Raw genomic sequence first — 22,043 nt, 5'->3', positions numbered from 1 at the left:
GTCTCTTCGGAGGTGGGGCGCTTTCGGTGGTTAAGTGGACGCGTGGGACTCTTCGATGACCAGACCAAGTTCGTGCAGGACGGCGCGGAGTACGACCATGCGGATCCGCGGCCGGAGCTGGCACCTGGGAGCGTCCGCAGGTTCGTCTACGGCGGAGAGCCCAAGATCATTGCGCAAGTCCCGCTGGCCGGCGGCGGAACCGTCGAGGTCCACGGCTATGCGACCCACTACAACCAGGACTGGGTAAACGTCGCTTGGACGGACGACGTGTTCCAGCACCTGACATGCTGGGTGCCGGCCGCCGATGTCCGGCGTCCTGCCGAAGGCGAGTGGCGCGGCCGCTACGTTCAGTTCTGACGGGTCAGGATCCGCTGGATGGGCCGGGAGTACGTCCGGCGCCTGTTGTTGAGCCTGGCGACGAGCGCGGGCCGGTACGCCGCGGCTTCCGGAGTTCGCAGGAGGACGCTGACCTCCTGCCAGTAGCGCGTCGGTGAGAGTTCGAAGCGTTCCCGGGCAGCCGAGTCGAGCGAGCCGGCATACTTGAACGTCTCGCCCGCGAGGTCGAGCATGGCTTTCTGTCTATCGGTGAGCACGAACGTAGACCCTACGTGCGGGAACTGACAAACGGGAACGGGCCCTGCCGCGCCTACTCTTTTTTGCCGCCGTTGGGGTAGAGGTAGACGGCGATAATTTTGAGGATTCCTAGCAGCTCAACGACCACTGCGGTCATCCACGTAATGAGAACCGCCGGGTCCGTACCAGCTCCGGACAGAATGACGTAGAGCCCGACGCCAGCAGTGCTCGCGAGAATCACGAAGCTTGCCAGGCCAGATGCCACCCAAAAAAACGTGGACCGAAGTTTGGACTGCTGGTTGAGGCGCTCCAACTCGGCCATGAGCAGTTGGCGATCGTAATCCTCAATGGAAGAAGGGCCGCCAGATGATGGAGGCCCCGTAACGAGGTCCACTGAATCAACCTCGAGTTCGACGTCGTCCAGTAGGTTCTCGACGGTCTTGCTGTCAAAATCAGATGTTCCTACTTCAGACGCCAAGCCGGTCCGCCCTCTTCTCCACCGCCGAAGGGGACACGGCGAAGAATGCTGCAACCATGTTGATGGACTTCAGTCGCTTGTACTGGGCCTTGAACTCAGCCTCAGGCATGAGGAGGTTCCCGGCGAATTCATCAGCATAGAATTCGTGCAGATCGTACTTGCGGCCCCGCGATTCCACGAACGAATACTCGTGGTCGCCGGCATCTTCGCGCTCGGCATAATGCCCGAGCTCATGCGCAACCGTGAACATCTGTCGGCCGTAGTTCTCCCGGGCCTCCACAAGGATCTGTGGGGTCTTCCCGATCTCAACGACGATCGCGCCGGAGATCTTGTTCTTTAGCTCGGCGAACCTGACTTCAAGGCCCTTCGCCTGGGCTATGGCAACCGGATCGACCGGAAACTCAAGGTCCCAGTGCTCGGCCAGAGTCTTCATTGCGGCCTGCTTAGCGGCATCTTTGACCAGCATCTACAGCACCCCCGTCCACAACTTTTTCCACAGAATCGAAGATATTTTCCACAGCTCCGTCGGCACAATATTACGCATGGGAAACCTCCCCGGCCTAGTTAGTGAACACTAGTGTCGCTCATTTCACCCGGACCGTTACGCCTCCAGTGCGCGCTCGGCCATCTCGGCGGCGCGGAACTGCGCGTCGGGGACGAGGTGGGAGTACCGGTCCACGGTTGTCTGGATAGACTCGTGGCCCAGGCGTCGGGAGAGTTCGAAGGGGCTCATGCCGGCGCCGAGCATCAGCGACGCGTGAGTGTGCCGCATGTCGTGGATCCTGGGCCGCTCCCCTGATTTGCCGTAGCCGAGCGACGTCAGGGCATCTTCCCAGAACTCATAGAAGGTGGAGTGCCGGATGGGGCCACCGTAGGTCGTGGTGAACACCAACCCTTCCGGGCCCGCGGCTTCCACCCATGGCCGGACGGCGGCGACGAGCGACGGCGACAGACTGACGGTTCGGCGGGATTTCTTGGTCTTGGGCGGGCCGACGTAGAACCGGTCGTTCTTGTCGCGCTTCCAGGCTTTCTCGATCCGCACGGTTGGCTGTGGGACGTCCAGCTGGAAGTCCCGGCCGAGCAGCGCGGTGGCCTCGCCGAAGCGGGCGCCGGTGCCGCGGAGGAACGCCATGAGCGGCCGGTACCGGGGAGGGTGCGCCATGACGACGGCGAGCGATTCGGCGGCCGTCATGAAGTGCATCTTCTCTTTGATGGAGTCGTCGCGGGGCAGCTGGACGCCCCTGCAAGGATTGTCGCCTCGGAGCCGCAGCCGGACGGCCGTCTCCATCGACGCGGACAGCAGGCCATGGTGATTCGCGATGGTTTTCGCGGACAGTGGCTTGCCCTTGTACTTGGTGGCTTGCATCTCCTTTACCCACAGCACCACGTCTTCATGCTCGACGGCCGCGACGGGCAGCTTGCCCAGCCGGCCGCCGAAGTAGTTCTTGATGGCGTTGGTGTACCGCTTGATCTGGTCTTCCCCGGCGCGCGTGAGCATCTCGACATGCCGGGTCATGTTCTCGGCCACCGTCGGCCCGCCGACGACGACCTTTTCAAGGATCCGCTCGACGGCGTTGAGCGAGTTGCCGTTGGCCTCGACCAGGCGCTTGAAGCGCTCGGCTTCCGTTTTGCTTTGCAGGTTGTAGCTGGTCTGCTTCCCGGTGTCGGAGTCGCGCCACAGCACCGCGTACGCAACGCTGCCGTCCGCCTTCGCACGTTCTCGAATGCTAGCCACGGCCGACCTCCGCGGTGATGGCAAGCAGTGGCGCGACGCTGCCCGTGAGGTAGGCGTTCTCCACTACCTCATGGGTGTGCTCGTACACAGTCCGTCCATTGGGCAGAACGGTATGGGCGTAGAACTCCTGCTCGAAGGTCACGATGCCGGCGTTGACAGCTTCCAACTTGGCTTTGACCACGAGGGCCAGGGCGCGCCATCGCTGCCGAACCGCCTTCTCGTATTCAGCCTCGACCTGCTGCGGCGTGCGCGGCCTCTTGGTAGACGGCGTGTGGGTGAACTCGCGCAGGTTCTTATCCGGCAGCGGAAGTACAAACCGAATCTGTCGCCCGTCCGCGACGAAAGCGATGGCGGCACGACCGGCCTCCCAGCCGTAAGAAAACGCTGTTGCGCCGTAGCGTGACAGCGTGCGCTCGATCTCGGCGCGGGACCTGCTGCTATCGACCGTCGTCTCGCTCGCGTACACGTTCACTGTCCACCTCCCAGCAGCGCGATGTTGTGGTCGAGCCGGAGCGTGTGGCAGGACGGCGCCGTTGTCCCTGCTTCCTGGCAGGCGTGGTGCCAGCAGCGCAGGAGCCAGTCGGTGGGCCACCCGTTCGCCGCCTCCCCTATGCGCAGGCCCTCGTTGGCCATCCGGTCGAAGACTTGGCGGGCGCCGTCGGCAAGGTGCTCGCGCACCTTCGGGTAGTTCTCACTCGTCCAGCTCACGAGCCCACCGCCTTGTGCTCCAGCGCAGCCTTGGCGTCGGTCTTGGTGCGGAAGCCGCCGAAGGTGACGGCGCCGCAGGTTTCGCAGCGCGCAGCGAAGCCATTCTGGCTGCCGTCGTGGCCGTACGTTCCGCGCTCGAAGGCCACCGCGATGTGGCGCTGCGGCCCCGCTTTTTGGGTGCCTGAGTTAATTGTCATACCGCAAGTCTAACTTGCGCACGCGCAATTAAGGTAGTTCCTTGTCAACAAAAACAGGATTCTCGTCAACACGCAAAGAAAAAGGCCCCTACATCGGCGTGATGTAGGGGCCTTTCTGGCGGAGAATGGGGGATTTGAACCCCCGAGGGCGTTAACCCAACACGCGTTCCAGGCGTGCGCCATAGGCCGCTAGGCGAATTCTCCAACTGCTTCTGAATCAAAAGCAGGTACTAGATTACCTGAAGTTTTCCGCATCGCCCAATTGGCTCCTCCGGCGCGGGTTTTGGGCCGCCGCCCGCCTCCCCGCTGAACGGGTGCCGGGTTGCCTTTTCGCCTGGAAATGGACGCCCCCAATGCGCCCATTCCCTGTGCACCGTTGAGCTGCCGGGTCCGTTCCGTTACGCCAGGCCACGCAGCTCACAACCTTGAGATTGCCCCAATCGGTGTACATACACATGATCGCGGGTGGGGCAGAGATGCGCAATGGAGATACATGCCTGTTTCCTTCCGGTCCCGCACCGGCCCCGCACCGGCCGTGCGGGGGTCGGAAGGCAGTGGCGGGCGCCGATTCGAGTCGTGCTCCATGTTCGGGTAAAGTATCTGACGGCCCCTCATGTGGCGTCATCCTGTTGAACTCCCCCAGGACCGGAAGGTAGCAAGGGTAGACGGGCTCTGGCGGGTGCATGGGGGGTCTTTACTATTCCCCCACAGGGCGGCATGATGTCAGCCCGGATTGGTAGGGTTTTCTTCGTGACAGTTACTACCGCCCTGTACCGCAGATACCGTCCCGACTCGTTCGCTGACGTTATCGGGCAGGAGCACGTCACCGAGCCCCTGATGACGGCTTTGCGCAAGAACCGCGTCAACCACGCCTACCTTTTCTCCGGCCCCAGGGGCTGCGGCAAAACCACCTCCGCCCGGATCCTGGCGCGCTGCCTCAACTGCGCCCAGGGCCCCACTGACACCCCCTGCGGAACCTGCCCCAGCTGTGTGGAACTGGCCCGTGGCGGCCCGGGTTCCCTCGACGTCATCGAGATCGACGCCGCAAGCCATGGCGGCGTGGACGACGCCCGTGACCTCCGTGAGCGGGCCACCTACGCCCCGGTGCGGGACCGCTACAAGATTTTCATCATCGACGAAGCCCACATGGTCACCTCGGCCGGGTTCAACGCCCTGCTGAAGATCGTGGAAGAGCCGCCGGAACACATCAAGTTCATCTTCGCCACCACGGAGCCGGACAAGGTCATCGGAACCATCCGTTCCCGGACCCACCATTACCCGTTCCGGCTGGTACCGCCCGAGCCACTGATGGCCTACCTTGAGCTCCTGTGTCGCCAGGAAAACGTTCCCGTGGCCCCTGGGGTCCTGTCACTGGTGATCCGCGCGGGAGGCGGTTCCGTCCGTGATTCCCTCTCAGTCCTGGACCAGCTCATGGCAGGTGCCGGACCCAACGGGCTGGATTACGAGCTCGCAGTGGCGCTGCTCGGCTACACGCACGCCTCGCTCCTGGACGACGTCGTGGAGGCCGTGGCCGCTTCCGACGCCGCCACCGTGTTCCGCGCCGTGGACCGGGTCATCCAGACTGGCCACGATCCCCGAAGGTTCGTTGAGGACCTGCTGGAGCGCTTCCGCGACCTGATCATCGTCCAGGCCATGCCCGAAAGCGCCCACGCCATCCTGCGCGGGATGCCGGCGGACCAGATCGCCCGCCTGCAGAACCAGTCCCACAACCTTGGCGCCGCCGAACTTTCCCGGGCTGCCGATGTCACCAACACGGCCCTGACTGAAATGACGGGGGCCACCTCACCCCGGCTGCACCTGGAGTTGCTGTGCGCCCGGATCCTGCTCCCCAGCTCCGAGCAGAACGAACGGGGCATGGCCGCACGGATCGACCGCGTGGAGAGGCGGCTGAACTACGCAGGGACCGACGTCAGTGTCCCCGCAACGGCAACGCCCTCCCAGCCCGCGGGAGCAGCACCGGCGCCCCAAACAGCGGCTCCGGCCGCCGCCCGCGTGGACACCCCCTCGGACTCCCATCGAGCACAGGAGCCGGCCGCCCAAGACTCTCCAGCGCAGGACTCTCCAGCGCAGGCCGGGGACGGTTCGCCTGCCGCAGCCCAGCATGCCCGGGGCAGGCACGAACGCCCTGTTCCGGCAGCTCCGTCCCTGCCCACTTCCGGGCACGGGCAGGATACTCCAGCCGTTGACGGCGCCCGCAGCCCGCTTACGCCACCGCGGGTCAGCACCAGCGACTGGCCCGTCGAGGAACCTGTCCGCGGCCGGGCGCCCCAGAACGCCGCCGCTCCAGGGGCCCCCACTGCTGCGCAGCTACCCCCCGCTGCGGCGCCGGCCAACGCAGCGCCGCAACCCGATGCTGCACCGCAGTCACCTGCCCGCCAGGTCCCGGCGGCGAACCAGCAGGCACCCGGCGCGTCCGTCCCGTCTGCTCCCCCGGCCATGGGAGACGTGGAGGTCCTTCGCCGGGCGTGGCCGGACGTCCTGCAGGCACTGTCCAAAATCAAGCGCAGCACCTGGGCCCTTGTTGAGCCCAATGCGCAGGTCCAGGCGTTCGACGGCAGTGTCCTGACGCTGTCCTTCACCACATCGGGGCTTGCCGGCGCCTTCGGCAGGGCAGACCACTCGGACAACCTGCGGCAGGCCATCCTCAAGACTGTCGGTATCGACTGCCAGATCCAGGCGGTTGCCGGTGGCGCCAACCAGGCGAGCTCTGAGCCAAACCCAAAAGTACCCGCCAGTCCGGTGGTTCCGGCCACCTCAGCTGACGTTGCCTGGGGGCTGGCTCCTGCGCCTGCCGGGGCCCCTGCGGGGGCAGCACCCGCTGCGCATGCTCCTGCAACCGCGGCCGTCCCCGGCACGCCGCTTGGCGGGAATGCGGAGAACCCGGACGGCGCCGGAGGCTCCAACGCCGGGACCACCGCCCCTGCTGCCCGCTCGGGCAGTTCCGCCGTTGCCGCCAGCCCGGCCGCGGCATCCGCCGTCGTTCCCCCTGCTGCTGCCCCGGCCGGGGGCCGTCCCACGGAAGTCGCCACCGCCTCCGCCACCCGGGGGCCAGTGTCCGGCCGCGCATCCGTCAACGGCGCTGCTGCCCAGCCATCCGCCACGGACGCCGCCCCGCCCACCTACCCATCGGCAGGTGGTGACTACTCCTATTCCGATGACGACTGGGGCCCGCCCCGGGATGAGGATGCTCCCCCACTGGATGAGGAGCCCCCCATGGACTGGGAGCCCTCGGCACGTCCGGACGGCCGGACGGCATCACCCTCCCCTGCCACTGGTGTCCCGCAGCCGGCAGCCGGCGCTGCCGCGCGTACCCAAGGCACTCCCTCCGGCGCCCCGGGCTCGAGTACCGCGTCCCAATCTGATGCCCCGCGGGCGGACGCCGCCCACGATCCCTGGACCAGGGCGGTGGAGCAGGCGCCCGGCGTATGGGTGGTTGGCGACAAGAGCAACGTTGGTGCCGCACCTGCCTCAGGCCCGGCAAATGACAACATCGGGGCATCGGCCGATGTCCCGCATTACGAACCCGCAACCGCCCAGGTGCCGCCCTCCATACCCGTGGCCCCTGCCGTAACGGTGCCATCCTGGGCTCCGGGTTCCGGCTCCGGCTCCGGCTCCGGCTCCGGCTCCGGCCATGCTGACCCGGCTTCGGGAACCTACCAGTCGCCGTCCCCCGACCGCGCTGCGGTACCCGAATTCGCCATGGCGGCTGCAGCCCCGTCCCCTGTTACGCAGGCCGCAACTGCCCGCGCCGCCGTTGCCCCGGCTTCGGTGGCACCGGCCGCGGCACCCGCCCCTCCCCGGCCAGCGGCTGGCGCGCCGGTTCCTACCCCTGCCGCCGGACCAACCCAAACCCGGCAAAGCCTCTACCAGCGGCTGTCCAACAGCCCTGAAGCCGAGGCTGGACGCGCGAAGGCGCCGGCCAGGGCCGCCGCCGCCCCGAGCGCGTACGTCCAGGACATCCCGAGCGCCGACGATGAAACCATCGAGGAATCGGGCGTATTCGGCCGGGCCGCCGTCGAACGCATTTTGGGCGGAAAACTGATCGAGGAGCGGTCCCTGGACGGAAGCCCTGTGACGCCACGCTATTGACGGCTGAGGAGTGCCGGCCCCGCATGGCCAACTGACTGATCCATCCGCTATCCACACGAAGCTAAAGAGGAAAAAGTGTACGAAGGTGCCGTCCAGGAGCTGATCGATGAGCTCGGACGCCTTCCGGGCGTGGGCCCCAAGTCCGCGCAGCGGCTGGCTTTCCACATCCTTGAAGCCGATCCCCAGGACATGAAGCGGCTGGTCGAGGCGATCACCACCGTCAAGGAACGGGTGAAGTTCTGCACCGTCTGCGGCAACGTCACGGAACAGGAGTTGTGCAACATCTGCCGCGATCCACGCCGCGACCCCGCGGTCATCTGCGTCGTGGAGGAGTCAAAGGATGTCCTGGCCGTGGAGCGCACCCGTTCGTTCCGCGGCCGGTACCACGTGCTGGGCGGCGCCATCAATCCCATCGCCGGTGTGGGGCCGGAACAATTGCGGATCCGTGAACTGCTCACCCGGCTGAACGACGGCGAAATCCAGGAAGTCATCATCGCCACCGACCCCAACCTGGAGGGTGAGGCAACGGCCACCTACCTGGCCCGCATGCTCAAGACGATCGGTATCGCAGTCACCCGCCTGGCGTCCGGCCTTCCCGTTGGTGGTGATTTGGAGTACGCCGACGAGGTCACCCTTGGCCGCGCCTTCGAGGGCCGCCGGAACGCCCTGGGCTAAGGCACGCGGCGGCCACCCGCCGTCGGACCTCCCCCCTGGCCGGACCTGCCGCCCCTGCCGGCGAAGGCTGCGGCCCCGGTGGTCCGTGGCCGGAATGTGGTCACAATTCAACGTCCCTCCGGGCGCGGCGATAAACTGTCCCAAGGATTGCCGCGCCGTCAAGCGTCAGGCTGCCTGGCCTCCAGAACTCCAATTGATCCGATGAAGGTACGCGCATGAGTACGCCCACCACCGAAGTGCACCACGCAACACAGCCGCTGGCAGCCACCGCCTCCGGCGCGGTGACCAAACAACTCATTGTGCAGAAGTTCGGTGGCTCCTCCGTTGCTGATGCTGACGGCGTCAAGCGCGTCGCGAAGCGGGTGGTGGATGCACAGGCTGCCGGCAACGAGGTGGTGGTGGTTGTCTCTGCGATGGGTGACACCACGGACGAACTCCTGGACCTCGCCGCACAGGTGACCGATTCCGCCCCCGCCCGCGAAATGGACATGCTCCTTTCTGCCGGTGAGCGGATTTCCATGGCGCTCCTGGCCATGGCCATCAATAAGCTCGGCGCGTCCGCCCAGTCCTTCACCGGGTCGCAGGCAGGCATGATTACCGACGGCATCCACGGCAAGGCCCGGATCATCGACGTCGACCCCCACCGCATCCGCACCGCCCTGGACAAAGGCCACATCGCCATCGTGGCAGGTTTCCAGGGCATGTCCCGGACAACCAACGAGATCACGACGCTAGGCCGCGGTGGTTCGGACACCACGGCCGTGGCGCTGGCGGCAGCCCTCGAAGCGGACGTCTGCGAGATCTATACAGATGTGGACGGTATTTTTACCGCCGATCCGCGCGTTGTCCCGTCAGCCCAGAAGATCGACACGATCTCCAGCGAAGAGATGCTGGAACTCGCGGCGTCCGGCGCCAAGATCCTCCACCTGCGCTGCGTGGAATACGCCCGCCGGTTCGGCGTCCCGCTCCACGTCCGTTCCTCATTCAGCCAGCATGAAGGCACCTGGGTCATCCCCAGCGCCGACGACAAGATCACCACTCAAGAGGGAGTTGCCTTGGAGCAGCCAATCATCTCCGGCGTTGCGCATGACCGTTCCGAAGCGAAGGTCACCGTGGTCGGCGTCCCCGACATCCCCGGCAAGGCCGCCGCGATCTTCCAGGTGATCGCCGACGCCCACTCGAACATCGACATGATCGTCCAGAACGTGTCCACGCACGGCACGGGCAAGACCGACATTTCCTTCACGCTGCCCATCGTGGAAGGCGCCGAAGCCCTGGCCGCCCTGAAGGCTGCGCAGGACCAGATTGGGTTCGAGGCCATCGAATACAACGAGAAGATCGGCAAGCTGTCGCTGATCGGCGCCGGCATGCGGTCCCACCCCGGCGTCTCCGCCACGTTCTTCAAGGCCTTGTCAGACGCGGGCATCAACATCAACATGATCTCCACCTCGGAGATCCGTATCTCAGTGGTGACGCACGCCGATCTGCTGGACGAAGCAGTTCGCGTAATCCACAAGGCGTTCGGGCTCGACACCGAAAGCGAAGCGACGGTCTACGGCGGCACCGGCCGGTAGGCGCCAACGAAAAGCCGGGCCGCCCCTCCCCTTGAAGGGAGAAGGGCGGCCCGGCTTTTCCGTGCTTGGAAGCATCCGGGAAGGATCAGGTTTCGCGTTCCAGATCTTCGCGGCGCACCGCGTAATGGTGGCCGGTTGAATCGGTCTCCACCACGAAGTGAGAAAGGTCCTCTTCGGAAGCCTGTTCAAATTCGTCGTGTTTGTGCACCACGGGCGCATCGGCGTCCAGTCGGGTGGCGGGACCAAAGACAAAGCGGAGCCGCTCGGTCAGGCCCATGAAACTGGTGAGGACATGTGCCACTGTTTTCCACCCCCTTCCCGGATATCGGGCGAAAGTGCCGCCTGGCTCCGTCAGGAGCCAGTGCCCTAATTTTATGCCCGGGACAGCAAAAAGGCTCCGGCCCAGGGGTGGCGGAATTGCTACCGGAGGGAGCGGTCCTCGGGGTTCTTCGGCACCACGTAGGTGCTGCCGTCCGGCCTGGTGACGGTCTCCCACTGCTGGGTTTCCGCCTGGCGCTGGGCCAGCAGGCGGCGGTTCTCTTCAGTCATGTCATGTGCCAGGGCGCTTCGGTTGGCAGGCCCGAAAACGGCCCGCAGCTTACCGGTGGCGCGCATGAAGCGCTGGGAGGCGTTGCCCTTGTCCGCGGACCTGTCCTTGCCCATGAAGAGGTTCCTTCCACTCAATACCGGCTATAACAAATGTACACTAATGATTAGTGCACTAACAATCGGAGGCCCAATGACTGCAACGGACTCACAAGCAACAGACCCGGCACACGACGAAGACCTGCTGCTTGAACATCAGCTCTGCTTTGCGCTGACGGTGGCCGCCCGCAGCGTGGTGGGCGCCTATAAACCCGTACTCGAGAAGCTCAACCTCACGCATCCGCAGTACCTGGTGATGCTCTGCCTTTGGGAGGACAGCCCGCGCACCCTCCGGAACATCAGTACAGCCCTGGCCCAGGAGCCGGCCACCATCTCTCCGCTCCTGCGCCGGCTCGAAGCGGCGGAACTGATCACTCGGCGCCGTGTGGACGGCAACGAGCGCGCCCTGGCCGTGGAGCTGACTCCCAAAGGCACTGCCCTGCGGGAACGGGCGCTCCAGGTACCGGGAACCATGATGGAACGGCTGGGGTTGACCCGTGACCAGGTCACCGAACTGCATGCCTCCATGATGGGGCTGATCGCCGCCACCTCCCAGTGACTGCCCGGAGGGCGACGGCCTGCCTGCCCCATGCCAAGCGACTAGAATTGCTGGACGAAGGGAAGGTGGCCTGATGCGGAAGTTCCGGATGCTCGCAGCATTCCTTGCCGTTGCCGCCGGCCTGGTCTCGGGCTGCAGCGGCACTCCCGGCAATGGCACATCCGCGTCCACAGCGCCCTCCACCGCATCGGCAGGCTCCCCGGCCGGCACTGCGGCCCCCTCTCCGGACACAGAAACCTCGGTACCGGCGCCCGCCCCCGCCACGTCGCGGCCAGCCGAGGGCCCGGGACAGGGAAATGCCGAGCTCGCCATCACCGTGGTTCCGTCCCCGGGCGCACCCGAAGTCGACTACACCCTGGTTTGTTCCGCGGGCACCCCCGCCGCCGAAAGCAGCCATCCCAACGCCGCTGCCGCCTGCGCCGCGCTGAAAGCGAACCCAGGCATCCTGGCCCCGGCCCCGGCAGGGACGTCGCGGCCCTGCACCCAACAGTACGGCGGCCCCCAAACAGCTACCGTCACGGGCATGGTGGACGGCGTGGCCGTGGATTCCAAATTTGCGCGGACCAACGGATGCGAGATCAGCGCATGGGACGCTGCCGGGGATGTGCTCGGTGCCGCCGGTGGAGCCTCTTAGCCTGCTGGCGGAGGACAGCGCCCAGGCACGGGGGGAAGCCCACCTGCAGCGCGTCAGCCGCTACGCCGATCCTTACCTGGCCCGCCGGTCCGCAGGACAAAAGCACCCGGTGGAGGATTTCCTTTTCACCTACTACACGCAGAAACCGGGGCAGTTGAAGCGCTGGCACCCGGGCGCCGGCGCGGTCCTCACCGGCGCCCAGGCAGCCGAGCGGCTGGGCTGGAAGCATTACCGGAGGCTCGACGGCGGCGAGCTTGGTTTCCTGGGCTTGCCTGCGGGAAGCACGGCGGCCACCTTCGACCGGGCCGCCTTCCTTGCGGACCGCAAGGAAGCAGTGGCGTTCGCCGGGGTGATCCTTCGGGGCACGGCGGCCCGGCCTGCCCAGTTCGGTTGCTTCGGCCTGCATGAATGGGCCATGGTCTACCGGCAGGACAAGTTCGACCTCCGCCACGAATACCTGCAGCTGCGGCTTGGGTCAGCGGGTACGGACAAGGTGGTGGAGGACAACAGGATCCGGTGCACCCACTTTGACGCGTTCCGGTTCTACACCCCGGATGCCATCCCGCTCAACGAGTTTTCACCCAGCCGGGAGTCGCAGCGCCACATGGAGCAGCCGGGCTGCCTGCACGCCAACATGGACCTCTACAAGTGGGCATACAAACTGTTGCCGGCACTGTCCAGCGAACTGGTCATGGACTGTTTCGAACTCTCCTGGCGCATCCGGGCCATGGACATGCAGGCTTCCCCATACGACCTCGCCGAGTGGGGCTACCCAGCCATTCCCATCGAAACCCCACAGGGCAAGGCTTCCTACGTTGAGCACCAGCGCAATTTTGCCGCGGAGGCAACCGCGCTGCGGGAGAGAGTTGCCCTGGACCTTGGTGCCCTCGCAGATGGAGTGCAGAAGTGATCGACCTGGCCATCAGCGTCCGGGAGGCCCCGGAGGCTCCCGAGTATGTGTTCCGGCTTGTGGCGGAGGACGGGACTCCGGCGCCCGGGACCACCCTACCGGCACCGGAGGCTGCGCTGGCGGCTGTGGAGGAATTCGGGGAAGACATCTTCTTTCCCCGGCCCGGGCCACCCAGGCTGTGCACCCAGCAGTACGGGGGACCACAGGTGGCCGTCGTTTCCGGCACGTTCCATGGCCGGGCGGTCCATTCGGTCTTCACCCGGACGGATGGCTGCGAGATCGCCCGGTGGAAGGCCATGGCTCCCCTGCTGGGTGGCAACGGCGCCTGACCTCCGGGGGCCCGGCACGAAAAAGGGTCCCGGACGTATCGTCCGGGACCCTCCCCCCATGCATAGTTGATGGTCAGGCTGCGGGAACAGCCTGGGCCATGCCCATCTGGGGAGCGCCGGCCGGAGCCGGGGCAGAGCCGGAACCTACCTGCACGTTGACCCAGGTCTTGATGCCGTTGCTGCCCAGGCTCAGCCGGGAGAGGTACGACCCTTCGGAAAGTCCCGTCCAATTGAGCGTGGCCGAGGTGGCGGTCCCGTTCGGCGCCACGATGGGGTTGGGATTAACCGTCAGGTTGCCTGCGTCACCGGCAAAGGAGACGGCCTGGACCGCAGCAGTGGCAGGCCCGTTGTCCGGGGTGGCGTACAGGTTCGCCACCACGTAGTAGGTCCCGGGACGCGGTGATTCGAGGTCCAGGAACTCACTGGCCGATGCCGTTGCCACCTGGGTGGCTGTGAGGCCCCCGGATCCGTTCGGTGCGTAGACCACCATGTCCCAGTCGACGTCGTTCGACTGCGCCTGGATGCCCAGCCGGGCAAACGTGGCGCCGGCCGGCACCTTCACCTGGAGCAGGGCGTTGTGCGCGTCGTTCGTGGCTGCGTACGCTCCCGGGGTCTTGGTGATGGCGGTCTGGCTCAGGGGTGCCAGCCCCTCTACTCCGACGGCGATGGGGCTGTCCGAGCCGGATACGAGGTTCATCGATCCACTGCCGGTGCCCGTGGGCGAGCTGAAGGTGAACGACGGGGCGATCTGGGCGTCAACGGGCCGGATGGCGATCGGTGAGCTCACCGTCCGGGGGCCCTTCCAGGTGAGGCTGCCGGTGCTGAACTTGCCCACTGGGCCGCTGACGTTCCGGATGGTGAGGGTCACTTCACGGGTCTGCCCGGCCTTGGCGAAGTTCAATGCCTTGGGTTCGACGTTGACGTTGAAGCCCGGCATGTCCACTTCGGGGCGGTACATGCCCGGGACCAGCGCGGTCAGCTTGCGCTTGACCTGGACCTCACCCACCAGGCTGCCCAGGGCAACCGAGGGAACATTGAGGTCGCGGGCAGCGATGGTGCCCGCCTGCGGCGCTCCCGTTTCCACGCCCTGTCCGTTGAGGAAGCCGAGCCAGTCCTGGATGCCTGAATCGTAGACCAGCCCGGGATCAAGGACACGGGTGGAGTCGATGTGGCCGGCACCGCCCTGGAAGGGATCGGTATTGGGCGTGCCGTCGGCGTTCACCAGCGGGTAGGCGGTGGTCATCATGGCGGACTTCACCATGGCGGGCGACCATTTCGGCTGCTTGCCGAGCACCAGGGCACCGAAACCGGCGATGTGCGGCGCGGCCATGGACGTGCCGGACATGAATCCGAACTGGTCGCCATGGTTGCCGATCGTGGAGACGCCGGCAAGGACGTTCACGCCCGGGGCCGAGATATCAGGCTTGAGCAGGTCACCGCCGGACGCGAGGGTGGGCCCGCGGGACGAGAAGCCCGCGATCTGGGGCGCCGGCGCCGGGGGAAGTCCGGTCAGGTCGCCCTTGACCAGGCTTACCGTCAGTGCCGGATTCGCTTCGAGCTTGGCCTTCAGCTCCAGGCTCTTGGGCGCGTTGACGTGGACGGTGGGAACAGCGTGGTTGTCGGCGTCCTCGGAGCTGCTGGTGAGGTTCACCAGGATCATGCCCACGCCGCCCTTGTCCAGGACTTCCTGGCTCTTGGCGGTCCGGTCCACCACGCCGCGGTCGCAGACAACAACCTTGCCGGCCACCTTGGCGGCGTCAAGGGTTCCCGGGCCGCAGAGGTTGGGGTTGGCCGCACCGGCCGCGGCGGCAGCAGCAGCCAGGACCACAGGCTTGTCCGCCGGCTCGGACTTCATGATGGATGCGCCGCGGTACAGCGATCCGTCGGATACCTTGACCGTGCCCACCAGGTCACTGGGGAAGGTTGCGGCGGCCACCGTGGTCAGCCATGGCGAGGCGTGGTTGACGGTGGAGGCCGTGGGACCGGAATTTCCTGCCGAGGCAGAAACAAAAATGCCGGCGGCGGCGGCGTTCAGGAAGGCCAGCGCCACGGGATCGGTGGTGCTGTTGTTGTTTCCGGAAATGGAGTAGTTCAAGACGTCGACGCCGTCCTTGATGGCTGCGTCCACGGCCTCAACCGAAGCGGAGGAGTAGCAGCCGCCGGTGTCCGGGTTCGTGTCTTCCCAGCAGACCTTGTAGACCGAAACCTTGGCGGCCGGCGCCACGCCGGAGCTCTTGCCGAAGCTGGCCCCGTCGATCACCTGCTCGATATTGGCGTTGCCGGCGGCAGTGGTGGCCGTGTGGGTGCCGTGGCTTCCCACGTCCACGGGGGAGATCTGCTCTTCGGGGGCGCGGTTGCCGGGTGTTACGTACTGCAGGAAGGAATCCGCGAAGTACCGGGCCCCGATGACCTTGGAATTGCAGAGTGATCCGTCGAAGGATGCCCCCGTTCCCTGTCCTTTCTGGCATTCACCCTCGAAAGTGGTGCCGTCCGCTTTGAGCATGGCAATTTTGCCGTCGCCGGTGCGGTAGGGGACGCCAACCTGCGCCTCACCCTGCAGGGCCTTCACCGGTTCCCCTTGAAGGAAGGGGTTGTCCGGGGCATAGCCCGAATCGATAACGCCCACCACTACGCCCTTGCCGGCGTTGGCTTCGCCCCCGAACTGCTTGGCCCAGGTCCCATCAGGACCGGTGAGCTTGAGGAAGTCGGTGGTGGTGTAATCGGGTTTGTTCTCGACGTCGGGCGCAACCACCAGGACGCGCTTGTCCTTGGACAGGGCTCCCGCCTGCGCCGCGGTCAGTTCCGCCGTAAACCCGTTCAGGGCCGCGGTGTACTGCTTGGCGGGAGTGACCCCCTGCGCAGCTGCAACGTCGCGCTGCTGCTTGCGCAGATGGGCGTCGTAGGCCTTGTAGTTGGGACTGCCCGCGTCGAGCTTCCTGCCCTGCTGCGGCTTGGTAGCGCCCAGCCCGTCAGTTCCCCCTTCATAGGCCGCGGCAGCCGGGCCGGCGAGTACCACGATGTACCTGCCGTCCCTGAACTGGCCGTCCTTGGCGGCGGATGAAGCGTGTCCGGCGCCCTGGACGTCAGGCGCCGCCGAAGCGGGCCCCTCTGCCAGCGAGCTAAGGATCAGGGGCAACCCGACGGCCAGGGCGGCCGCCTTCCGGAGTCCCCCAGCCCGCAAGGGGCTCTTTCCAGTTGATTTCACGTGCAACCCTTTCACGATGTGCCGCCCAGAGTGGTGGGCGCCCCGAATGACTGGCACTGCAGAGGGAATTACAGGTTTTGTAATTAGCTGAGACCAGACTGTTCACAGGGTACAGACTGAGAGCGCGATATGACATAGAGCACATTTGAAAAATTTTCGCCTGTCATACGACGGCCAAAAGCCTCAGTAACCTCAGGCACGCAAAAGGGCGCCCCGAAGGACGCCCTGCAACAAAGTGGGAGGATGCCTGCGGGCTAATGCCGCGGAGTCCGCACCACGTCACTGATCCACTGCCTGGTCTTCTCATCCACCGGGCCCGCCACCCGCGTCTCGCGGGCCAGGCGGTCAGCCTTGACCTTCTGGAACACCATGCGGCCCAGGCCGGCGAACACGGCAGCAGCGACCATCGGCAACAACACGGACTTCGAATTCTCAGCCATCCAGCAATCCTAGTGAAGGCCCTGCGGCAACTCCAGAACCAGACCTCCATACGCCTCGAATGTTCCAGCGTTTTGTGCGGCACCCCCACCGGGGCCGCGGGGATTCAGAGCGATGCGCCCGTGCCGGTAGAATGATAGGGCAAGCTCGCGGAGCGCCCGTCCACCATGTCCCCCGACACACCGGTACGGCGTGAGACGGCACCACTCCGCTGCGCCCTTACCCAAGCTCACGCACAGGAGTTGCCGGATGCCCCGGATCGTTGTTGACGTCATGCCCAAGCCCGAGATTCTGGACCCCCAGGGGAAGGCAATCGTTGGCGCTCTCCCCCGGCTGGGCTTCACCAGCTTCAGCTCTGTCCGCCAGGGCAAGCGTTTCGAACTGACGGTCGACGGCGAGGTGACCGAGGAAATCCTGGCCCAGGCCCGTGACGCCGCCGAAACCCTCCTGTCCAACCCCGTGATCGAGGACGTCGTCAACGTCGAGGTCGTCGAGGCCTGAGATGACTGAACTTCCCCTGATCGGCGAAGCTGTCGCTGTCGCGGCGGAACCGCGCCTCGCCGGCGCCCGCATCGGCGTCGTCACCTTCCCCGGCACCCTTGACGACCGGGACGCTGCCCGCGCCGTGCGCCTCGCCGGTGCCACCGCCGTCGAACTCTGGCACGGCGACACCGAACTTGGTGACGTGGACGCCGTCGTGATTCCCGGCGGCTTCTCCTACGGCGATTACCTCCGCGCCGGCGCCATTGCCCGCTTCGCGCCGCTGATGTCCAGGATCATCGACGCCGCCAACTCCGACGCCAAGCTGCCCGTCCTGGGCATCTGCAACGGGTTCCAGATCCTCACCGAATCGCACCTGCTGCCCGGCTCGATGATCAAGAACGACCACCTGAAGTTCCTCTGCCGCGACCAGGTGCTGCGCGTGGAGAACACCAACACCGCGTGGACGCTGGACTACCAGGCCGGCCAGGAAATCACCATCCCGCTGAAGAACCAGGACGGCCAGTACATCGCTGACGAGAAAACCCTGGACGCCCTTGAGGCCGAGGGCCGCGTCGTCTTCCGTTATGTGGGCTTCAACCCGAACGGCTCCCGCCGCGACATCGCCGGTATCTCCAACGCAGCAGGCAACGTGGTGGGCCTCATGCCGCACCCCGAGCACGCCGTGGAACCGGGCTTCGGCCCCGAATCGCTCGATGGCATCGGCGGTTCCGACACCGACGGCCTCGGCTTCTTCACCTCCGTCCTGAACAAGATTGTGGGAGGCGACAAGTGACCACCGAAACCACCAAGAAGTTCAACATCGACACCGTCGAGAACGCTGCCAAGACTCCGGACACCGAGCTGCCCTGGGCGGAACTTGGCCTGAAGCAGAACGAGTTCGACGAGATCGTCAAGGTCCTTGGCCGCCGCCCCACCGGCGCCGAACTGGCCATGTACTCCGTCATGTGGAGCGAGCACTGCTCCTACAAGTCCTCCAAGAACCACCTGCGCCAGTTCGGGCAGAAGGTCACCGAGGAAATGAAGAAGGACATGCTGGTGGGCATCGGCGAAAACGCCGGCGTGACCAACCTGGGGGACGGCTGGGCCGTGACCTTCAAGATCGAATCGCACAACTCGCCGTCGTTCGTTGAGCCCTACCAGGGCGCCGCGACCGGCATCGGCGGCATTGTCCGCGACATCATCTCCATGGGCGCCCGTCCCGTCGCCGTCATGGACCCGCTGCGCTTCGGCGCCATCGACCACCCGGACACCGCCCGCGTCATGCACGGCGCCGTGGCGGGCATCGGCGGCTACGGCAACTCGCTGGGCCTGCCGAACATCGGCGGCGAGATGGTGTTCGACTCCGTCTACCAGGGCAACCCGCTGGTCAACGCCCTGGCTGTCGGCGTCATGCGCCACGAGGATATCCGCCTGGCCAACGCCTCCGGCAAGGGCAACAAGGTGGTTTTGTTCGGTGCACGCACCGGCGGCGACGGAATCGGCGGCGCCTCCGTGCTGGCCTCCGAGTCCTTCGATGACACCAAGCCCTCCAAGCGCCCCGCCGTCCAGGTGGGCGATCCCTTCGCGGAGAAGGTGCTCATCGAGTGCTGCCTGGAGCTCTTCAAGGGCTCCCTGGTGGAAGGCATCCAGGACCTCGGCGCCGCAGGCATCTCCTGCGCCACGTCGGAGCTTGCATCCAATGGCGACGGCGGCATGCAGGTTGAGCTGACCTCCGTCCTGCTCCGCGACCCCACGCTGACCCCGGGCGAGATCCTGATGTCCGAGTCGCAGGAGCGCATGATGGCCGTGGTCACGCCGGAGAACGTGGAAGCGTTCGAGGCCGTCATGGACAAGTGGGCCGTGGAGTACTCCTGGCTGGGCGAGGTGACCGACACCGGCCGCCTGATCATCACGTGGGAAGGCGACGTGATTGTCGACGTCGATCCCCGCACCGTGGCGCACGACGGCCCGGTCTACGACCGCCCGTTCGCCCGCCCCGAGTGGCAGGACGCCGTGCAGGCGGACACCTTCACTGGCTCGGTGCAGGACGCCGGCCGTCCGGCCGCCCCTGCTGAGCTCGCCGCGGCCGTCACCGAGCTCGTGGCCTCGCCGAACATGTGCTCCAAGGCCTGGATCACCAACCAGTACGACCGCTACGTCGGCGGCAACACCTCCATGGCGTTCCCCGACGACGCCGGCGTGGTCCGCGTTGACGAGGAGTCAGGCCTGGGCGTTGCCCTGGCCACCGATGCCAACGGCCGCTACACCTACCTGGACCCGTACCACGGCGCGCAGCTGGCACTGGCCGAGGCCTACCGTAACGTCGCCACCGCGGGCGCCATCCCCATGGCCGTCAGCGACTGCCTGAACTTCGGCTCCCCCGAGGACCCGGACGTCATGTGGCAGCTCGCCGAGGCCATCCGCGGCCTGTCCGACGCCTGCATGGTGCTGGGCATCCCCGTCACCGGCGGCAACGTCTCGCTGTACAACCAGACGGGCACCACGCCCATCCACCCCTCCCCCGTGGTGGCGGTGCTGGGTAAGCTCGACGACGTCGCGCGGCGCACGCCGTCGGGCTGGCGCGAGGACGGCCAGGCCATCTACCTGCTGGGCACCACGGGCGCCGAACTGGACGGTTCCGAGTGGGCCAACATGCGCGGCCACCTGGGCGGCCAGCCGCCGAAGGTGGACCTCGAGGCAGAACGCGCCCTGGGCGAGATCCTCATCAACGCTTCCCGCGACGGCATGATCGACGCTGCGCACGACCTCTCCGAGGGCGGCCTGGCGGCTGCGCTGGTGGAGTCCTCGCTGCGCTACGGCGTGGGTGCCCGGATTGCCCTTCAGGATGTTGTTGACCGGGACGGCGTGGACCTGTTCACGGCGCTCTTCTCCGAGTCCCAGGGCCGCGCCATCGTGGGTGTCCCGAGGTCGGAGGAGATCCGCTTCACGGACATGTGCACCGCCCGTGGCTTCGCGCACACCCGCATTGGTGTGGTGGACGCGGCGAGCGGCACCCTGGACATCAATGGCGTGGAGAGCCTGTCCCTGGACGCCCTCCGCGAAGCCCACGAGGGGACGCTGCCGAAGTACTTCGGCTAGGCCCCACGGAACGCGGACGGACACTCGAGCCCAGAGAGAGGGCTTTGGGTGTCCGTCCGCATTTAAGGACCGGTTCAGTCCTCGCTGTGGAACTCGCGCTGGCGGGCACTGAGCAGCTCGATCTCCGGGCGGCCGGCCACGAAGCGTTCGACGGCGGCGAGCACCTCTACGACGTGCGCCCGGTCCGCTGCCACCAGGCCAACGCCAAGCCGGGTGCGCCGGTACTGGCTGTGGTCCCCCACCTCCGCTACGGACACCTCGAACCGGCGCTTGAGTTCGGCCAGGAGCGGCCGGACCACGGAACGTTTCTCCTTGAGGCTGTGCACATCGCCAAGGAGGATGTCGAACTCGGTCCAGCCGATCCACATCGCAGTCCCTAGCCGATGGTGAGTTCGCCCATGAGGTCCCAGCCTTCGCCGTCGAGCTGCCGGCTGATGATCTTCGGCGTCTCAACGAGGGCCTGGGGCATGTCCGCCATGGCTTTCTTGAAGTGGTCGCTGTTCACGTGGTCGCCGGCGGCGTCATCCTGGAAAGCTTCCACCAGGACGTATTCGTTGGGGTCATCCAGGCTGCGGGACCAGTCGAACCAGAGATTGCCCGGTTCCTTGCGGGTGGCTTCGGTGAAGTCTGCCACGAGCTCCGGCCAGCGCTCGGACCACTCGGGCTTGACCTTGAACTTGACGACAATAAAGATCACTGGGATTTTCCTTCCGCGGCGAGACTGCGTGCCCCTTCAATGTACCGGGAAGTAACGTAGCGCTGCGCCGCGCGGGTCACCAGTCCGCCGGCGGCGTAGAACCAGTTGGCGGGCCTGCTGAAGGCCTGGATCCGCAGCCACACCTCCGCCTGGCCGTCGATCCCCACTTCAAAGGATTCCTCCCCGCGGGCAGGGTGGCCGGGCAAAGTGCCATAGCCGAAACCGGCGGACTGCGGGATGCCGCCTGGCACCGGATCATGGACCCACACGACCTGGCAGGGTGCCGGCAGGCGGAAGGGCCCGACGCCGAATCCGCTCACCACGTGTGCCCCCGGCACGGCCCGGGGCGAGTCGGCCCGGACCCGGAGCCCCGCCCGCCGCTGCAGTTCCCAGGCGAGGATGCCGTCCGCCACGCGCCGGTAGGTATCCAGCCCGGTGCCCAGGCGGACCTCCTGCAGGACACGGTCGTATCCTTCGGGGGCACTCCCTTCTTCGGTGCTTCCCACTCCCGGGTATTCGAGCCGGGCAGTTGCCTTGTCAGTCACTGCTGCCTGCCTTCCCGAGGCGTGCCCACCCCAGTTGCTCCTGCTGCTTCCGGCTCAAGCCTGCCACCACCAGGTCGTACGAGTCCTCCACCATGTCCCGGACCATCCCGTCCGGCAGCGATCCGTCAAGGCGGACACCGTTCCAGTGGGTCTTGTTCATGTGCCACGCGCCGGTAATCGCCGGATGCACTGCCCGCAGCTGCACGGCAAGGGCCGGTTCGCACTTCAGGTTCACGTAGAAGTCGTCCTCGTCCATGGATGACAGGGCAAACAGCTTCGCCTCGTGGCGGGCGCCCCCGGCGATGCGGGACCGCACTTTGAAGACCGACGTTTCCGGTCCGAACGGAAAATCCTCGTAGGCGCCGGGAAACGAAAGGCAGATTGTCCGCAGCGCGTTGGGGTCCATGAAGGAAGCCTATAAAGCAGGCGGGTACGGTGCTAGTCTGCGA

At 66.1% G+C, this 22,043-nt stretch carries 26 protein-coding genes, 1 tRNA gene and 1 other RNA gene; 12 read left to right on the top strand and 16 right to left on the bottom strand.

Going from position 1 to position 22,043, the window contains the following annotated elements:
• Positions 1 to 42: 42 nt before the first annotated feature.
• Complete coding sequence (locus NIBR502770_RS20905) at positions 43 to 357, top strand: hypothetical protein (protein ID WP_141183227.1); 315 nt, start codon at positions 43 to 45, stop codon at positions 355 to 357.
• Here NIBR502770_RS20905 and NIBR502770_RS20900 read toward each other — a convergent pair.
• The 8 genes from NIBR502770_RS20900 to NIBR502770_RS20865 form a co-directional block, all read right to left on the bottom strand.
• Entirely contained in the window at positions 348 to 593 is a 246-nt protein-coding gene (locus NIBR502770_RS20900; RefSeq protein ID WP_210418897.1) for a DUF3263 domain-containing protein, read from the bottom strand. The two genes, NIBR502770_RS20905 and NIBR502770_RS20900, sit on opposite strands and share 10 nt — an antisense overlap.
• Before the next feature lie 53 nt (positions 594 to 646).
• Complete coding sequence (locus NIBR502770_RS20895) at positions 647 to 1,051, bottom strand: hypothetical protein (protein WP_141183226.1); 405 nt, start codon at positions 1,049 to 1,051, stop codon at positions 647 to 649.
• A complete protein-coding gene (locus tag NIBR502770_RS20890; protein WP_168223204.1) occupies positions 1,041 to 1,484 on the bottom strand; it encodes an ImmA/IrrE family metallo-endopeptidase in 444 nt (147 codons plus the stop codon). Before NIBR502770_RS20890 ends, NIBR502770_RS20895 begins: the two co-directional genes overlap by 11 nt.
• Before the next feature lie 168 nt (positions 1,485 to 1,652).
• On the bottom strand, positions 1,653 to 2,786 hold the full coding sequence (locus tag NIBR502770_RS20885) for a site-specific integrase (protein WP_141183224.1): 1,134 nt from the start codon (positions 2,784 to 2,786) through the stop codon (positions 1,653 to 1,655).
• The gene (locus NIBR502770_RS20880) at positions 2,779 to 3,258 is read right to left on the bottom strand and encodes a hypothetical protein (protein ID WP_141183223.1); all 480 of its coding nucleotides are present in this window, start codon (positions 3,256 to 3,258) and stop codon (positions 2,779 to 2,781) included. The genes NIBR502770_RS20885 and NIBR502770_RS20880 overlap by 8 nt, the downstream gene beginning before the upstream one ends.
• Positions 3,255 to 3,494 carry a hypothetical protein gene (locus tag NIBR502770_RS20875; protein ID WP_141183222.1) on the bottom strand — a complete coding sequence of 80 codons (240 nt, stop codon included), beginning with the start codon at positions 3,492 to 3,494 and terminating at the stop codon, positions 3,255 to 3,257. Before NIBR502770_RS20875 ends, NIBR502770_RS20880 begins: the two co-directional genes overlap by 4 nt.
• Complete coding sequence (locus NIBR502770_RS20870; protein ID WP_141183221.1) at positions 3,491 to 3,691, bottom strand: hypothetical protein; 201 nt, start codon at positions 3,689 to 3,691, stop codon at positions 3,491 to 3,493. Before NIBR502770_RS20870 ends, NIBR502770_RS20875 begins: the two co-directional genes overlap by 4 nt.
• A gap of 116 nt (positions 3,692 to 3,807) precedes the next feature.
• Positions 3,808 to 3,895: transfer RNA gene (locus NIBR502770_RS20865), tRNA-Ser, on the bottom strand.
• Positions 3,896 to 4,293: 398 nt separating this feature from the next.
• Here NIBR502770_RS20865 and ffs point away from each other — a divergent pair.
• The 4 genes from ffs to NIBR502770_RS20845 all read left to right on the top strand — a co-directional run bounded on the left by ffs (position 4,294) and on the right by NIBR502770_RS20845 (position 10,050).
• Positions 4,294 to 4,390, top strand: an RNA gene (ffs, locus tag NIBR502770_RS20860) — signal recognition particle sRNA small type.
• 21 nt (positions 4,391 to 4,411) lie between these two features.
• Positions 4,412 to 7,801 (top strand): DNA polymerase III subunit gamma and tau, encoded by a 3,390-nt coding sequence (locus NIBR502770_RS20855; RefSeq protein WP_141183220.1) that lies wholly within the window; start codon positions 4,412 to 4,414, stop codon positions 7,799 to 7,801.
• Between the two features lie 75 nt (positions 7,802 to 7,876).
• A complete protein-coding gene (recR, locus tag NIBR502770_RS20850) occupies positions 7,877 to 8,476 on the top strand; it encodes a recombination mediator RecR (RefSeq protein ID WP_141158226.1) in 600 nt (199 codons plus the stop codon).
• A 215-nt stretch (positions 8,477 to 8,691) separates the two neighbouring features.
• Complete coding sequence (locus tag NIBR502770_RS20845) at positions 8,692 to 10,050, top strand: aspartate kinase (RefSeq protein WP_141183219.1); 1,359 nt, start codon at positions 8,692 to 8,694, stop codon at positions 10,048 to 10,050.
• An 85-nt stretch (positions 10,051 to 10,135) separates the two neighbouring features.
• Here the strand turns inward: NIBR502770_RS20845 and NIBR502770_RS20840 are convergent, their stop codons facing one another.
• A complete protein-coding gene (locus NIBR502770_RS20840; protein WP_141158228.1) occupies positions 10,136 to 10,351 on the bottom strand; it encodes a hypothetical protein in 216 nt (71 codons plus the stop codon).
• 119 nt (positions 10,352 to 10,470) lie between these two features.
• Positions 10,471 to 10,713, bottom strand: a complete 243-nt coding sequence (locus tag NIBR502770_RS20835; RefSeq protein ID WP_141158229.1) for a hypothetical protein — start codon at positions 10,711 to 10,713, stop codon at positions 10,471 to 10,473.
• Between the two features lie 76 nt (positions 10,714 to 10,789).
• Between NIBR502770_RS20835 and NIBR502770_RS20830 the strand changes: the two genes are divergently transcribed.
• The 4 genes from NIBR502770_RS20830 to NIBR502770_RS20815 all read left to right on the top strand — a co-directional run bounded on the left by NIBR502770_RS20830 (position 10,790) and on the right by NIBR502770_RS20815 (position 13,127).
• The gene (locus tag NIBR502770_RS20830) at positions 10,790 to 11,254 is read left to right on the top strand and encodes a MarR family winged helix-turn-helix transcriptional regulator (RefSeq protein WP_141158230.1); all 465 of its coding nucleotides are present in this window, start codon (positions 10,790 to 10,792) and stop codon (positions 11,252 to 11,254) included.
• 73 nt (positions 11,255 to 11,327) lie between these two features.
• Entirely contained in the window at positions 11,328 to 11,888 is a 561-nt protein-coding gene (locus NIBR502770_RS20825; protein ID WP_141183218.1) for an SSI family serine proteinase inhibitor, read from the top strand.
• The gene (locus NIBR502770_RS20820; protein ID WP_141183217.1) at positions 11,866 to 12,798 is read left to right on the top strand and encodes a 3-methyladenine DNA glycosylase; all 933 of its coding nucleotides are present in this window, start codon (positions 11,866 to 11,868) and stop codon (positions 12,796 to 12,798) included. Before NIBR502770_RS20825 ends, NIBR502770_RS20820 begins: the two co-directional genes overlap by 23 nt.
• Positions 12,795 to 13,127 carry a serine protease inhibitor gene (locus tag NIBR502770_RS20815; protein ID WP_141183216.1) on the top strand — a complete coding sequence of 111 codons (333 nt, stop codon included), beginning with the start codon at positions 12,795 to 12,797 and terminating at the stop codon, positions 13,125 to 13,127. The genes NIBR502770_RS20820 and NIBR502770_RS20815 overlap by 4 nt, the downstream gene beginning before the upstream one ends.
• A gap of 73 nt (positions 13,128 to 13,200) precedes the next feature.
• Here the strand turns inward: NIBR502770_RS20815 and NIBR502770_RS20810 are convergent, their stop codons facing one another.
• Both NIBR502770_RS20810 and NIBR502770_RS20805 read right to left on the bottom strand, forming a co-directional pair.
• Positions 13,201 to 16,332 (bottom strand): S8 family serine peptidase, encoded by a 3,132-nt coding sequence (locus tag NIBR502770_RS20810; protein WP_246857344.1) that lies wholly within the window; start codon positions 16,330 to 16,332, stop codon positions 13,201 to 13,203.
• A 254-nt stretch (positions 16,333 to 16,586) separates the two neighbouring features.
• Positions 16,587 to 16,772 (bottom strand): hypothetical protein, encoded by a 186-nt coding sequence (locus NIBR502770_RS20805; RefSeq protein WP_141158233.1) that lies wholly within the window; start codon positions 16,770 to 16,772, stop codon positions 16,587 to 16,589.
• A gap of 247 nt (positions 16,773 to 17,019) precedes the next feature.
• Between NIBR502770_RS20805 and purS the strand changes: the two genes are divergently transcribed.
• Genes purS through purL form a run of 3 tightly spaced genes read left to right on the top strand, consistent with a single transcriptional unit; the run spans position 17,020 to position 20,352 of the window.
• A complete protein-coding gene (gene purS / locus NIBR502770_RS20800) occupies positions 17,020 to 17,271 on the top strand; it encodes a phosphoribosylformylglycinamidine synthase subunit PurS (RefSeq protein ID WP_015935902.1) in 252 nt (83 codons plus the stop codon).
• A 1-nt stretch (position 17,272) separates the two neighbouring features.
• Positions 17,273 to 18,046: a phosphoribosylformylglycinamidine synthase subunit PurQ gene (gene purQ / locus NIBR502770_RS20795; RefSeq protein ID WP_141158234.1), complete on the top strand. Its 774-nt coding sequence runs from the start codon at positions 17,273 to 17,275 to the stop codon at positions 18,044 to 18,046.
• Entirely contained in the window at positions 18,043 to 20,352 is a 2,310-nt protein-coding gene (gene purL / locus NIBR502770_RS20790; RefSeq protein ID WP_141183215.1) for a phosphoribosylformylglycinamidine synthase subunit PurL, read from the top strand. The genes purQ and purL overlap by 4 nt, the downstream gene beginning before the upstream one ends.
• Before the next feature lie 74 nt (positions 20,353 to 20,426).
• Here the strand turns inward: purL and NIBR502770_RS20785 are convergent, their stop codons facing one another.
• Genes NIBR502770_RS20785 through NIBR502770_RS20770 form a run of 4 tightly spaced genes read right to left on the bottom strand, consistent with a single transcriptional unit; the run spans position 20,427 to position 22,000 of the window.
• Entirely contained in the window at positions 20,427 to 20,720 is a 294-nt protein-coding gene (locus NIBR502770_RS20785) for a DUF503 domain-containing protein (protein ID WP_141183214.1), read from the bottom strand.
• 8 nt (positions 20,721 to 20,728) lie between these two features.
• The gene (locus NIBR502770_RS20780; protein ID WP_141158236.1) at positions 20,729 to 21,049 is read right to left on the bottom strand and encodes a putative quinol monooxygenase; all 321 of its coding nucleotides are present in this window, start codon (positions 21,047 to 21,049) and stop codon (positions 20,729 to 20,731) included.
• On the bottom strand, positions 21,046 to 21,594 hold the full coding sequence (locus NIBR502770_RS20775; protein WP_141183213.1) for a DUF1990 family protein: 549 nt from the start codon (positions 21,592 to 21,594) through the stop codon (positions 21,046 to 21,048). The genes NIBR502770_RS20780 and NIBR502770_RS20775 overlap by 4 nt, the downstream gene beginning before the upstream one ends.
• Positions 21,587 to 22,000: an MmcQ/YjbR family DNA-binding protein gene (locus NIBR502770_RS20770; protein ID WP_141183212.1), complete on the bottom strand. Its 414-nt coding sequence runs from the start codon at positions 21,998 to 22,000 to the stop codon at positions 21,587 to 21,589. Before NIBR502770_RS20770 ends, NIBR502770_RS20775 begins: the two co-directional genes overlap by 8 nt.
• Positions 22,001 to 22,043: the final 43 nt, after the last annotated feature.

It is taken from the genome of Pseudarthrobacter sp. NIBRBAC000502770 (genome assembly GCF_006517815.1).
GTDB lineage: Bacteria > Actinomycetota > Actinomycetes > Actinomycetales > Micrococcaceae > Arthrobacter > Arthrobacter niigatensis.
The sequence above is the reverse complement of the archived record's forward strand: the minus strand, read 5'-3'. Positions and strand labels throughout refer to the sequence as shown.

Bases quoted from the DNA above. Each gene is read 5' to 3' on its own strand.
- NIBR502770_RS20855 (WP_141183220.1), top strand. From the start codon at position 4,412: ATGTCAGCCCGGATTGGTAGGGTTTTCTTCGTGACAGTTACTACCGCC.
- purS (WP_015935902.1), top strand. From the start codon at position 17,020: ATGCCCCGGATCGTTGTTGACGTCATGCCCAAGCCCGAGATTCTGGAC.
- NIBR502770_RS20785 (WP_141183214.1), bottom strand. From the start codon at position 20,720: ATGTGGATCGGCTGGACCGAGTTCGACATCCTCCTTGGCGATGTGCAC.
- NIBR502770_RS20890 (WP_168223204.1), bottom strand. From the start codon at position 1,484: ATGAAGACTCTGGCCGAGCACTGGGACCTTGAGTTTCCGGTCGATCCG.
- NIBR502770_RS20845 (WP_141183219.1), top strand. From the start codon at position 8,692: ATGAGTACGCCCACCACCGAAGTGCACCACGCAACACAGCCGCTGGCA.
- NIBR502770_RS20805 (WP_141158233.1), bottom strand. From the start codon at position 16,772: ATGGCTGAGAATTCGAAGTCCGTGTTGTTGCCGATGGTCGCTGCTGCC.
- purQ (WP_141158234.1), top strand. From the start codon at position 17,273: ATGACTGAACTTCCCCTGATCGGCGAAGCTGTCGCTGTCGCGGCGGAA.
- NIBR502770_RS20830 (WP_141158230.1), top strand. From the start codon at position 10,790: ATGACTGCAACGGACTCACAAGCAACAGACCCGGCACACGACGAAGAC.
- NIBR502770_RS20825 (WP_141183218.1), top strand. From the start codon at position 11,328: ATGCGGAAGTTCCGGATGCTCGCAGCATTCCTTGCCGTTGCCGCCGGC.
- NIBR502770_RS20770 (WP_141183212.1), bottom strand. From the start codon at position 22,000: ATGGACCCCAACGCGCTGCGGACAATCTGCCTTTCGTTTCCCGGCGCC.
- NIBR502770_RS20870 (WP_141183221.1), bottom strand. From the start codon at position 3,691: ATGACAATTAACTCAGGCACCCAAAAAGCGGGGCCGCAGCGCCACATC.
- NIBR502770_RS20835 (WP_141158229.1), bottom strand. From the start codon at position 10,713: ATGGGCAAGGACAGGTCCGCGGACAAGGGCAACGCCTCCCAGCGCTTC.